Consider the following 13,003-nt stretch of genomic DNA (forward strand, 5'->3'; position numbering starts at 1 on the left):
CGACGCTCTTCCGATCTGAACGGCTCCTCGCCCTCCCGGCCGACGAATGGGCCGCAGGGGCAGGGCAGTTGGCCGTCCCGGTCACGGATGGGGCACCGCGGTGACGGAGTTCGATCCGGGCGGGTAGGGGGTGGCGGTCATGTCACCGGAGGAGGGCGACACCGATGGGACGCCCGCGGGCCTGACCGGCGCCTTCTGGTCCAGGTACGTCGCCGCGAACAGGACGCCGACCACCGCGGCGGCCACGACCAGCAACGCGAGAGCGGTGCGGCGGACGGGACGGACGACGGTCAGCCGGAACCGGGCCCGCGCGGTCGGCGGGACGGCGGGCCGCAGCGCGGACAGGTCGACGGAGTCGGCCCGGGCCCGCAGGGCGTCGCGCAGCCGCTGTTCGACGGAGTCCGGCGGGACACCGGAACCGAGGTCCTGTTCGATCATCGGGGAGCCTCCAACTCTCGGCGCAGGGCGACCAGTGCCCGGCTCGCCGTGGACTTGACCGCCCCACGGGACAGCCCCAGCGTGTCGGCGATCTGCGCCTCGCTGAGGTGGGACCAGTACCGCAGGACCAGCACTTCGCGCTGCCGCCGGGTCAGCCGGTGCAGGGCGGCGATCACTTCCCCGTGTTCCTCGCGCAGCAGCACGGGTTCTTCGGCGGAGGGCGCGTGTCCCGCGCGTTCCGGGACATGGGCGCGTACGGTACGGCGGCGGCGCAGGACCGAGCGCGAGGTGTTGACCACGCTCGTCCGCAGATACGCGTCCGGGTTGTCCAGGCCGGTCAGCCGCGCGCCGTAGCGGCGGTAGAGCGCGGCGAAGACGTCCTGGACGACGTCTTCCGCGGTCGGGAGATCGTCGACGAGGAGCAGTGCCAGCCGGACCAGCTCCAGGCGGCGGTGCGCGTAGAGGTCGTCGATGCCGGGTTCGCCGAAGTCGGCGGGGGCGGCCTGCGGAGTCGGCACCGTCGGTGGCCGGGCTCCCGGAGTCGCCTCGCGCACCAGCCGTCGTACCGCCCGGCGCAGTGCGTCGGCCCAGGTGGGAGCCGGGTACGCGCACGTTGGGTCGCCGTGGGCCGGAGTGGCCAGGGTCGTCGCTGCCTTCATGGATCTCCCGGACGTCATGGTCTTGGTACTCACCGTCCGGAACAGTCGGACGGGCGGTGGAGCCGCCGGGCGGTGACCCGGCGGCTCCACCCCGGCCCGGACGGGCCGGTCGTGCCGCGTCCGTCAGCGCTTGACGGGAGCGATCCGGGCGTCCCTCACGTGGTGGGCCGGGGTCGAGTCGTATCCACCGGGCACCGCGTCCACCGGGTCGTCACCGTCCGGAACGGGTACCGCGTCGACCGGGTCCCCACCGTCCGGAACGGGCACCGAGCAGTCGAGGACGTAGCTGAACGTCTGCTGCGGGACGGGCTTCGGGTCCTTGTCCACCCCGCCTGGCACGGCCTCCACCGGGTTCGGGTCCGGAGTGTCGTCGCACAGACCGACGTCTATGGTGTCGGCCTTGTGGTGCGAGGTGGGCCGGGCCGTGTCGGCGTGGGCCGTGTTGAGGGACCCGCCGACGGCGAGTGCGACGGCGGCAGTGGTCACTCCCAGAGCGAGACGCACCCGGCCCGAGCGGAGGCTGCTGCGAACAGCCTGACCTGCGGACATGTGATTCCTCGAATCGTCGATGATGATTGGTCTGTCGGGCCGCCGCCACAGGTGGCTTCCCGTGGCGAAGGCCCTGGCTCGGAGGCGCCTCCACCCGGACAGACGTTCCGACGGCATCGAGGTTGCAGGTCGGAAGAATCTTTTCTACGACGAGTCCGAGCCGGCCCTACATATCGAGGACGAGGTCCGTTCCGGGCCGGGCACAGCAGATGAGGACCTCACCGGCCGCCGGTGGTTCGAGCGGTTCGGGGGAGTAGGTGATCGTGCCGGACAGCAGGGGCGTCACGCAGGTGTGGCAGACGCCGGTGCGGCAGCTCCAGCGGGTGGGGACGTCGCAGGCGTCGGCGAGTTCGAGGACACTGCGCCTGCCGTCGGCGAACGGGACGGTGAGACCGCTGCGCGCGAAGGTCACCGTCGGCCCGGTTCCGGGCGGCCCCGGCGGCTGGTGCGGCGATCGGGCGGGCAGGGCGGTGAGGCCGGGGTTGACGGCGGCCAGGGGCCCGAACAACTCGGTGCTGATGTGCGCCGGATCGACGCCGATCTCAGCGAGTGCCTGCCGCATGTCGGCCATGAAGGGGGCGGGGCCGCAGATGTACGCGGTCGCGTCGGCCGGGACGGACAGTGCGACCAGCGTGTCCTTCGTGAGGCGCCCCGGCGCGGCATGGGCACGCCGGCGTTCCTCGGGTGTGGCCGCGCTGTAGAAGACGTACTCGTGTGCGTGCGGCAGCGAGGCGAGCAGGTCGTGTGCCTCGGCTGCGAGGGGGTGTTCGCGGGGGCCGCGGGCACCGTGGATCCACCAGACCTCACGTTCGCTCTTCCCGGCGGCGAGCGCGTGCAGCATGGACAGCACCGGCGTGAGGCCGATACCGGCGGAGACCAGGAGCACCGGCCCGCTTCCTTCGGCGTATGTGAACTCACCGCGGGGCGCGGCGACTTGGAGGTCCGCGCCGGGCCGTAGCCGCGTGGTCAGATAACCGCTCGCCGTGCCGTGCGGTTCGTGTTTGACGCTGATCCGGTAGCTGCCGGCGTCGGGCTCGGCGGAGAGCGAGTAGCTGCGCACCGGGGCGGGGGCGGTCGTGGCGGGGACGCGCAGGGTGAGGTACTGACCCGCGCGGGCGGCCGGGAGCGGGGAGCCGTCGGGGTCGGCCAGCCGGATCGAGGTGACCGTCGTGCTCTCGGCGGTCACGTCCGTCACCCGCAGCGCGCGGAAACCGTCCCAGGACGGGCGGGCGGCGGGCTCCGCACCGTCGGCGGCGGCGAGCAGTTCGCGGAAGGAGCCCTGCCAACCGGGGCTCAGCGCGGGCACGTTCAGGGCGAGGCGCAGCTTGGCGGGGTCACGGCCGGGCAGATAGAGCAGCGCGTCAGTGTCGGCCACGCTCAGCGTGCCCGGACCGGTCCTGGTCCGTTCGATCCGGTCGCCGGCCTGCACATGCCCCTCGCGAACGACCCGCATGTAGAAGCCGGGACGGTGATGGCTCACCAGCAGGGCGGCCAGCTCGGGTTCGCCGAAGCGCATACCGACCCGGTAACAGGTGACGCGCGGCTGGGTGACCTCGAACTCGGCCTCGCCGATGCGGTACCGGTCGCCGATGCACACCTCGTCGTCGAGCAGGCCGTCCACGGTGAGGTTCTCGCCGAACTGGCCGTAGCCGAGGTCGTCGCGGCCGAAGTGCCGCTGCCAGTGCCGGTACGACTGGATCTGGTAGACGAGCACGGCCCGCTGCTCGCCGCCATGACCAGCGGTGTCGCCCTGGCCGTCGCCGTCGATGTCGAGCCGGCGGACCATCGCCGGGCCCTGGACCGGGTACTTCCACACACCGGTGCGGACGTTCCTGCCCTCCCACGGAACGTCCTTCGGCATACCGACATTCACCGACAGCAGGGTGGGCACGGGGAACTCCTTCCCACGGGGACGACCGGCACGGTCGTCGCACCGGGACGGCAGTCGTCCCCTCCCATACTGAGGGCGCGGTCCGCGCTGTGCGAGATCGCACCCTCAGTCCACGACCTAGTTCGGTGCCGTGATCCGGAGCCTGATCGTGCGGGCTTCCGGACGCAGCGCGAACGCGGGCCACACGTCCGGGCCGCAGGCCCGTGAGCCGAGGCCGTGCTGGGCGGCGTCGACGGTCAGGTGGCTCGATGTCGAGTCGGGCAGTTCGAACGGGTGTCCGGACCGGGCGATCTCCTGCGGGGTGTGGCGGCTCAGCGTGAAGCCGGGACGGCGTCCCTGCGTGTCGGCGAGAGCCTCGACGCGCAGCACTTCGGTGTCGCCGGTCGTCAGCGCGAGGCGGCGCACGGCGGAACGGTGTCCCGTTTCCTGGGGGCGCGCGTAGTCGACCGAGAGGTCGCGGATGCCGGCGGCGAAACGGCCGGTGCGGGCCGCGCGCAGACTGTCGGGGTAGGACTCCAGCGGGCCCAGGCCGAACCACTCGGCGCCGTCGACGGGAGCCGTGCCGTCGGGCAGCTCGAAACGCACCCCGATTCGCGGCCACACCGTCCGCCAGCCGTGCGAGGGCTGGATCTCCACCCGCAGTTCCACCTCGTCGTCGCTCTCCCGCGACCAGACCGACTCCACCAGCACCGACAGCCCCGAGTCGGCGGCCGAGACCTTGTCGACCGTGCGCAGCGCGTCCACGGTCTGCTCCACGGACACCCGTCGCGAGGTCAGCCGGTCCAGCCCGTCGCGGCGCCACAGTTCGGCGTTGGACACCCCCGAGACGCTCGCGTCACTCTCCGCGACCTCGCCCCACGCGCCCTTGTCGTTGTCGGTCGGCGCGCGGAACAGCTCCAACCGGGGCCCTGCGACGGCCCGTTCGCCCAGGCGCACGAGCGATCCGCCGACGAACTCGGCGACACCGAGCGTGAGTGTTCCGTCGCCGGGCCGCCAGCCGCTCCGGGGTCGGACACCGGGCACCGGACGGCGAACCGAGCGGTCCAGCTGGGCAGTTGCCACCACATGCCCCTCGGACGCCCAAGCCGTGTCCCGCGCCAGCTCCGCGTCGATCGTCAGCCAGGTCTCGGCGTCCGGCGACACCGCGACCGGCGGCAGCGACACCCGGCCCGAGTCGCCCGCCCCGACGTACGGCACCTCCAACTCCCCTGAATCCACGGGCACTCCGTCGTGCTCGACGCGCCAGCGGAACCGCAGGTCGGACGTGTCGGCCGTATGCCGCAGATTCGTGATCGCGACCTTGTCGCCGTCGAACGCGAAGTCCACCGGCGCGACGACGGCCTTGAACTCGTGCAGGCTGGGCGTCGGGCTGCCGTCGCTCAACACCATGCCGTCCATCACGAAGTTGCCGTCGTGGATGACCTCCCCGAAGTCACCGCCGTACGCGTAGTACGGCGTCCCGTCCGGGGCCGTGGCCAGGATGCCGTGGTCGCGCCACTCCCAGACGAAACCGCCGTGCAGGCGCGGATGTTCGTGCACCAGCGCCTCGTACTGGTCGAACGCGCCAGGACCGTTGCCCATCGCGTGCGCGTACTCGCACAGCAGGAACGGCTTGGTGCGCTGCCGGGCGCCCTGCGAGGGCGTGCAGTTGAGCAGCGGGGCGCGCGAGCCGTCGGTGCCGATCTGCTCGGTCTCCAGCACGGACGCGTACATGCGGGAGTAGACGTCGGTGTACTCGCCGGTGTAGTCGCCCTCGTAGTGGACGGGGCGTTCGGCGTCGCGCGCGTGGACCCAGGCCGACATGGCGGCGAGGTTGCTGCCGGTGCCCGCCTCGTTGCCGAGCGACCAGATCACGATGCTGGGATGGTTCTTGTCCCGCTCGACCGTGCGCTCGACACGGTCGAGGTACGCCTCGCGCCAGGCCGGGTCGTCACTGGGGTTGCCGGACCAGCCGACCTTGTCGAAGCCGTGCGTCTCCAGATCGCACTCCAGGATCACCCAGAACCCGAGCTCGTCGGCGAGGTCCAGCAGCCGGGGATGCGGCGGGTAGTGGCTGGTGCGGATCGCGTTCACGTTGAACCGCTTCATGAGGGCCAGGTCCTCGCGGGCGTGCGCCTCGTCGAAGACCCGGCCGCGCTCCGGGTGCGTCTCGTGCCGGTTGACCCCGTGGAACACGACCCGGCGCCCGTTGACCAGGAACTGGTCCCCGCGGATCTCGACGGTACGGAAGCCCACCCGCAGGGAGACCGTCTCCGCACCCGTCGACACGGTGGCGTCGTAGAGGCGCGGCTGCTCGGCGGACCAGGGCTCCACGGCGGCGATGTCGACGGGCGCCACGTCGGCCGGCGTGGCCCAGACCCGTTCCACGCCCAGTTCGGGGATGCGCAGGGTGACCGGGAACGCCGTCGCGTCGGCGGTGATCTCCGCCTCGATCCGGCCCCGTCCGTCGTCGAAGCCGGTCCGCAGCCAGACGTCCTCGATGCCCCCGGCCGGCCGGGCGACCAGGGTGACATCGCGGAAGATGCCCGGCAGCCACCACTGGTCCTGGTCCTCGACATAGCTGGCCGCCGACCACTGGTGAACCCGCACGGCCACGACGTTCTCGCCGGGCCGCACCGCGGACGTCACGTCGAACTCGTGGGCCAGCCGGCTGCCGCTCGCGCCGCCGATCTCCACCCCGTTCACCCAGACCCTGAACAGCGACTCGACCCCGTCGAAGCGCAGCACGACCCGCTCGGCGTCCGACCAGTCGGCGGGGACGTCGAAGGCGCGGCGATAGTCGCCGGTGGGGTTCTCGTCCGGCACGTACGGCGGGTCGATCGGGAACGGGAACTGGATGTTGGTGTAGATCGGGCGGCCGTACGCGCCATCACCCTCCAGCACCCAATGGGCGGGCACCGGAATGCTGTCCCAGCCGTGGTCGTCGAAGCCCTCGGCCGTGAAGTCCTCCGCCGCCGTCGCCGTGGGGGACAGGCGGAAGCGCCAGGGCCCGTTCAGGGAGAGGGACTTCGCGTCGGAGTGCAGCCATGAGCGCGCCGGGCGCAGGGCACCACGCCCGGGTGCGAGGTCGGAAACATGGGGGGAGAACTCGGGGAGCAAGAGGTCACAACGCTTTCGTGAGAGCAGAGCGGGCGTATTGCATTCGATCATGGCGGTCTACCGGAGTACGACGGTGTGGATCTCCCATGGACCGAGGTCGAGTTCGAGCGCGTCGGTGACCTGGGTGCGGGAGAGCGGCCGGCCCAGCAGATCGACGGTCGTGGCCTCGGTGAAGGTCCCTGTCACGCGGACCGTGGACGCGGTGTCGCGCATCGCGGTCAACCGCACCTCGGTGCCGGGGACTTGTGCGTCCTCGCCGCCGACACGGCGGACGGCCGACACGAGGACGTCCTTCCCGTCGACCCGCAACCCGGCTGTGTCCGGCGGCAGTTGACGCCCGGCGGGCCCGGTTCCACGAGTGACCAGGACGTCGCTGCGGAACTCCTCGGCGAGCGCCACCGAGTGCGCGCCACGCCAGCCGGACGCCGAGGGCACGACGGCGAACCGGTTCTCGATCCGCATCCCGAGGTCCTGCGCACCGGGCACCGGGATCTCGCTCGCCGCCGGTTCGTCGCGCAGGGGATGGATGTTGACACTGATCGAGCCGATCGCGCGCAGCAGTGTGACGGCGAGTTCGGTGCCGTCGCCGACGAGTTCGTACTCGCTGGAGTGGTCGAGCAGGACGGTTGCCGCGCCCGCCGACACGAACGAACCGGCCGGAAAGGTCGGGAGCGGATACTCGCCCCAGCCGCCCTCGGCGGTCAACCCGCGCTCGGTGACGGCGAATTGACCGGCCGACGCGGACGTGGTCACAGGCTCGGGCAGCGGCACATGGAAACGCAGCCGGTGATCGGCGGACTGGTTCAGGAAGGAAGTGGAGACGCGCACGAACGGCTCGCCCACCCGCACCTCCACCAGCGTTTCCACCGGCGTCGGCGCGGCCAGGTCACCGCGCACATCGCGGTCGGCGGAGAGCGCGGCGGGCCAGTCGTAGACACGCGTGACCCTCAACCGCGAGCGCAGCGGCCCGGTTTCGAGCAGCTCGACGGCGATCTCCGAGGGCTCCGAGACGAGGACGTCCTGCGCCGGGGGAGCGTAGTTGTAGCTGTCGCCCCGGTCACCGCCGTCGACAAGGCGCCCCACGCCGTACAGCACGGTGCCGTCCGGCCCGGTGATGTCCAGGGTGCCGTCGGCGGCGACCGTGACCTCGACCAGACCGTTGGCGAGGGTGCGGTCCGTCGCCGTGGCGGGGACGTGCGCGGGCGAAGCGGTGGTCTCGCTCGGCTCGACCCGGAAGCTCGCCAGGCCGGAGGCGGGCACGTCCACGGGTACGAGCGCGGTGGCCCGGGCCTCCTCCAGCGTCAGCACATGCCACTCACCCGGATGTGCCGCGGCTGCCGCGGCGACCTCCCGGCGCAGGATCAGCAGGTCGAAGGGTCCGCTTGTCGGTACCTCGGCGAGGTGGAAAACGAGTTCACCGGGGGCGAGTTCGTAGTGGTCGATCAGCCGGCCGAAGAGTTCGCGGCGGTGGATACGGCGCAGCACGCGCTCCAGCTGCGAGGCGTCCATGCGCTCGTCGCTGAGGACGGTCGGCGCCTGGGAGATCAGCTGTACGGGGGCCGTCGAGCCGTCGGCGGCGGTCGCGAGGAGCGCGGTTCCCTCGGGCGGGGCCACGACGTCCACCTCGACCAGCGCCGTACGGTCGAACGGCAGCAGGTTGGCGACCAGATGGCCGTCGCTCGGCACCAGGGCGGCGGGCTCGGCGAGCGCCGCGTTCCGGACGGCACGGGCTGTCTGAGCGGCTTCGGCGAGGCGGGCGGCGACCTGGTCGCAGGTCTCGTCGGTGCCGGAGCCGACGACCGAGTCGTGCGCGGTCGACTCGATGATCTTGTGCCAGGCGAGCGCGAGGAACGGCGAGTCGTCGCGGCGGGACCACAGCGCGTTCATGCGCTCGGCGTGGTCGATCGTGCGCTCGGCGAGCGCCATCCGCTGCTTGAGCCCCAGCCGCACCGACAGCACGCCCGGGAGGATGTTGCCGCGCACATGGCTGCGCAGCTCACCCGTGACGACGGCGGACACCTCGTCGCGGATGTGCTTGCGGAGGTACTCGTCGAGCGTGGCGACGGTGATGGCACGCCCCTCACCGGAGGCCTTCCGCAGCCAGGACGCGAGTTGGGGATCGGGCGCGTTGTGGTCGGTGCCGGCCATCGCCAACACCGGGTCGCCGCCCCACCGTTCGGCCGTCATCTCCGCGTAGTCGCCGAGCGCGCGGCCGATCCGGTCCGGTACCAGCAGGACGTCGAGGCCGTTGTCGTAGCCGTCGAAGAGGAACTCGGTACGGACCTCGGAGCCGTCCGGCGCACGCCAGTTGAAGGCGTGGCCGTCGACGGAGCCGGGCACCCCCCGCCACAGCGCCGCGTGCTCGATGCCGGCCCGGGCCAGGATCTGCGGCATCTGCGCGATGTGGCCGAACATGTCCGGCAGATAGCCGACCGGCATCGCCCCGCCCAGTTCCTCGGCCGCCGCCCACCCTATCTGGAGGTTGCGGACGATGGTCTCGCCGGAGCAGAGGAACTCGTCGAGCAGGATCAGCCACGGCCCAATGGCGAGCCGGCCCTCGCGGACCAGGGCCACGACACGGTCGCGGTTCTCCGGCCGCATCTCCAAGTAGTCCTCGATCGCTGCCAGTTGACCGTCGACGGTGAACCGGAAGTCCGGGTCCGTCTCCGCCGTCTCCAGCACGGTGTCCAGGGCGGCGACCAGCCGGTGCCGGAACACCTGGAAGGGCTCGTACCACTCCCGGTCCCAGTGGAAATGGGGCACGAAGACAGCGGAGTCGGTCATGACGGGTGGCACCTTCTGTGCGGGGGCGGTCACTTGAGGGAACCGGCGGCGAGTCCGGTGCGCCAGAACCGCTGGAGCAGGATGAACAGGATGATCACGGGCACGATCGACACCAGCGAGCCGGTGATCACGGACTCCTGGAGGAGCGGGGCCCGGGCGGTCTGGCCGTTCCACTCGTAGAGGCCGAGCGTGATCGGGAACAGGGACTCCTTCTGCAGCATCACCATCGGCAGGAAGAAGTTGTTCCAGATGGCGACGAACTGGAAGAGGAAGATCGTCACCAGCGACGGCGTCATCAGCTTGAAAGCCACCGAGAAGAACGTGCGGAACTCACCCGCGCCGTCCAGCCGCGCCGACTCCAACAGCTCCTGCGGGACAGCCGCGTTGGCGAAGATCCGGGCGAGATAGACGCCGAACGGGCTGACGATGCTGGGCAGGAACACCGCGAAGTACGTGTTGACGATCCCGGTCGCCGAGAACAGCAGGAACAGCGGGAGCGCGAGCGCGGTGGTGGGGACGAGGACGCCGCCGAGGATGACGGAGAACAGGAACTCCCGGCCCCGGAACTGGAACTTGGCGAGCGCGTAGCCGCACAGCGCGGAGATCAGCGTTCCCACGAGCGCGCCGAACACCGCGTAGATCACGGTGTTGACGATCCACTTGCCGAAGATTCCGTCGCTGCGGCTGAACAGGACACGCAGGTTCTCGAACAGGTTGAAGTGCGAGAACGTCAGCCCGTTGGTGGCGGCCAGATCCCCCTGCGGCTTGGTGGCCGCGACGATCAGGAAGTAGATCGGCAGCAGGAAGTAGACCGCCAGGAGGAGCATCAGGGCCATGGCGGCCGTACGGCTGACCTGGCTCTCACGGTTCACGGTTTGCTTGCTCACAGGCCGGCCCTCTTCGAGGTCAGTCGCATGAACCCGAAGCTCAGGACGAAGGTGATGACGGCGATGACCACGGAGATTGCCGCGGCCTGCTGGTAGTTGTTCCCGGAGGCCACCGCGTAGGCGAGCATGTTGGGCGTGAACGTGCTGGAGATGTTCGAGGAGATCTGCCGGAGCACGGCCGGCTCGGCGTAGAGCTGAAGCGTGCCGATGATCGAGAACACCGTGGTGAGCACGATCGACGGGGCGATGATCGGGACCTTGATCTGCCACGCGATGGTCCAGTTGTTGGCGCCGTCGAGCTTGGCGGCCTCGTACAGCTCCTGCGGGATCGACTGCAGTGCCGAGAACATGATCAGCATGTTGTAGCCGGTCCACAGCCACGTCGAGATGTTCGCCGCCGACCACAGCACCGCGCCCGGGCCGAGGAAGTCGGGCTTGAGCCCGATGCCGTTCAACAGGTCCACGACGGGGCTGAGTTGGGGCGAGTAGAGGTACGACCACATGATCGCGGCGATCACGCCGGGTACCGCGTACGGCATGAACGCGGTGATGCGGAACACCGACTTGAGCCGCAGCAGGGGAGTGTCGAGCAGCAGCGCGATCACCAGGGCGACGAACAGCATCACCGGCACCTGCACGACGCCGAAGAGTCCGATGCGGCCGACGCTGGACCAGAACTCGTCGTTCTGGAAGACCTTCGTGTACTGCTCGAAACCGCCGAACGTCGTGTACGAGGTGCCGTACTGACCGCCGGTGCGGCGGACGACGCGGACGCTCTGCCACAGCGCGTAGCCGACCGGCACCAGGTAGAAGAGCACGAAGGGGAGGAAGAAGGGGATCACGAACGCGAAGATGGTGCCCGCCCGGGGGCCGCCGCCGTTGAGACGGCGACGGCCCCCGGGTGACGCCACCCGGCGCGTCGCGCGGGTTGCGATGTCGGTCATCGTGCGGTCACTTGCCCGCCGCTGCCGGGATCGCCTGATCCTTCATCGACTTCAACGCCGCTGCCTGTGCCGCCGCCAGGGCGTCGGACAGCGTGCCGCTGCCGGCCGCCGCCTTGGCCATCGCGTCCTGCAGCGCCAGGTTCACCGTCTTCTGGGTCGGGCCCCAGGCGAAGCTGGTGTTGATCTTCTTGGACGAGTCGGCGAAGACGTCGAAGATCTTCTCGTTGTTGTAGTACGGAACTCCCTTGGACAGCGCGGGGAGTTGGAGCCCGGCGTTGGCCGCCGGGTACAGGCCGCCGAGCTGGTTCTCCAGCGCGAGGGCCTCCGGGTCGGTGTTGAGCCAGGTGTTGAACTTCACCGACTCGTAGAGGTGCTTGCTGCCCTTCATGAACGCGACGGTCGAACCGCCCCAGTCACCGGAGGCGCCGTCCGAACCCCACGTCGGCATCGGGACGATCGTCCACTTGCCGGCCTGCTTGGGCAGGTTGTCGCGGAACATGCTGTAGCCCCAGGCGGCGCCGATGTAACTGGCGATCTGGTTCTGCTGGTAGGCGGCGTACATCTGCGTCGAACCGTGGGCGAGGTCGGTGCGCACGAGCTTGCCGGCGATCAGCTTCTGCCAGTAGTCCGCGACCTGCTTGCTCTGCTCCGAGGCGACCGTGACCTGCCACTTGTCACCGGAGTAGCTGTACATCTGGGCGTTGTTCTGCCAGAGGAGACCGTTGAACCACTCGGCGTTGTTCGGGTCGAAGAACGTGATGTCGAGCTTGGAGTCCGCCTTGTGCAGCTTCGCCGCGGCAGCCGCGTACTCGTCCCAGGTCGTGGGGATCGCGATGTCGTACTTCTTGAAGATGTCGCTGCGGACGTAGAGGGCCATCGGGCCGGTGTCCTGCGGCAGGGCGAACACGCCGGTGTTGCCGAAGCTGGTCTGCGACCAGGTCCACGGCACGAACTTCGACTTGGCCGCCGTGGCCGCCGAGCAGGCCGACGCGTCCACGAACGCGCTCTGGGTGCGCAGGTTGGGGAGCTCGTCGTAGCCGACCTGGGAGAGGTCGGGGGCCTTGCCCGCCTTGAGGGCGTTGCTGAGGATGCCGTATTGGTCGTTGGAGATGTTCTTCGTCTCGACCTGGATGTTCGGGTTCTTCTTGTTCCAGAGGGCCACGACCTTGTCCATGCCCGGAACGGTGTTCCAGTACTGGAGGGTGACCTTGCCCTTCGCGGGTTCGCAGGAGGTCGCGGATGTCTTGGCCGACGGCGAGGATGACGAGCATCCGGCGAGTACGGCGACACTGGCGGCCACGGCGACGACGGCGAGGCGGAAGCGAGTGACTTTGCTGCTCATAGTTTCCGTTCCAGACAACGACTAGCGGCGGTGCTAGGCGGCTCGATGCTGATCCCTCGGGCGGGATGCCTGCTGGAGTGGGGTACACCATTTATGGCGGTCTGCGGTCTCCCCGTGAGCGCTCCCGTGAGCGCTCACGGGACTGCATTTGGAGGGACCTGTTCAAGTGTGTTGCGAATGTTCGGAAGTTTGCGCTCCGGCGCCGGGGAGTGTCAAGACATTCGGACCGGATGCGCACCGTGCGGCTCAGGCGGAGCCGCTGAGCCGCAGTTCGGCCCGTACGACCAGTTCGTCGGCCGCCAGCGCCTCCGCGCCCGACAGCAGCCGGGCGACCTGCTCGATGGCGAGGGCGCCGAGCCCGCGCGTGTCGAGGGCGACGCTGGTGAGCGGGGGCTCGACCAGCGCGCCGA

10 protein-coding genes are annotated in these 13,003 nt (G+C 70.1%); all 10 read right to left on the reverse strand.

Annotation, left to right across the window (positions count from 1 at the left end; genetic code table 11):
• Positions 1-81: 81 nt before the first annotated feature.
• Complete coding sequence (locus R6V09_RS30775; protein WP_317884728.1) at positions 82-438, reverse strand: hypothetical protein; 357 nt, start codon at positions 436-438, stop codon at positions 82-84.
• Positions 435-1,097 (reverse strand): RNA polymerase sigma factor, encoded by a 663-nt coding sequence (locus tag R6V09_RS30780; RefSeq protein WP_317884729.1) that lies wholly within the window; start codon positions 1,095-1,097, stop codon positions 435-437. Before R6V09_RS30780 ends, R6V09_RS30775 begins: the two co-directional genes overlap by 4 nt.
• Before the next feature lie 123 nt (positions 1,098-1,220).
• Complete coding sequence (locus R6V09_RS30785; protein ID WP_317884730.1) at positions 1,221-1,646, reverse strand: hypothetical protein; 426 nt, start codon at positions 1,644-1,646, stop codon at positions 1,221-1,223.
• Positions 1,647-1,812: 166 nt separating this feature from the next.
• A complete protein-coding gene (locus R6V09_RS30790) occupies positions 1,813-3,537 on the reverse strand; it encodes an MOSC and FAD-binding oxidoreductase domain-containing protein (RefSeq protein WP_317884731.1) in 1,725 nt (574 codons plus the stop codon).
• Positions 3,538-3,654: 117 nt separating this feature from the next.
• Positions 3,655-6,636 carry a glycoside hydrolase family 2 TIM barrel-domain containing protein gene (locus tag R6V09_RS30795; protein ID WP_317884732.1) on the reverse strand — a complete coding sequence of 994 codons (2,982 nt, stop codon included), beginning with the start codon at positions 6,634-6,636 and terminating at the stop codon, positions 3,655-3,657.
• Positions 6,637-6,693: 57 nt separating this feature from the next.
• A complete protein-coding gene (locus R6V09_RS30800) occupies positions 6,694-9,420 on the reverse strand; it encodes an alpha-mannosidase (protein ID WP_317884733.1) in 2,727 nt (908 codons plus the stop codon).
• A 29-nt stretch (positions 9,421-9,449) separates the two neighbouring features.
• Positions 9,450-10,256 carry a carbohydrate ABC transporter permease gene (locus R6V09_RS30805; RefSeq protein ID WP_442810182.1) on the reverse strand — a complete coding sequence of 269 codons (807 nt, stop codon included), beginning with the start codon at positions 10,254-10,256 and terminating at the stop codon, positions 9,450-9,452.
• Between the two features lie 47 nt (positions 10,257-10,303).
• A complete protein-coding gene (locus tag R6V09_RS30810; protein ID WP_317884735.1) occupies positions 10,304-11,251 on the reverse strand; it encodes a carbohydrate ABC transporter permease in 948 nt (315 codons plus the stop codon).
• Positions 11,252-11,258: 7 nt separating this feature from the next.
• On the reverse strand, positions 11,259-12,593 hold the full coding sequence (locus tag R6V09_RS30815) for an ABC transporter substrate-binding protein (RefSeq protein WP_317884736.1): 1,335 nt from the start codon (positions 12,591-12,593) through the stop codon (positions 11,259-11,261).
• Positions 12,594-12,839: 246 nt separating this feature from the next.
• The gene (locus R6V09_RS30820; RefSeq protein ID WP_442810183.1) at positions 12,840-12,995 is read right to left on the reverse strand and encodes a substrate-binding domain-containing protein; all 156 of its coding nucleotides are present in this window, start codon (positions 12,993-12,995) and stop codon (positions 12,840-12,842) included.
• Positions 12,996-13,003: the final 8 nt, after the last annotated feature.

Origin of the sequence: Streptomyces sp. W16 (assembly GCF_033194735.1) — a bacterium.
Taxonomy (GTDB): Bacteria; Actinomycetota; Actinomycetes; order Streptomycetales; family Streptomycetaceae; genus Streptomyces.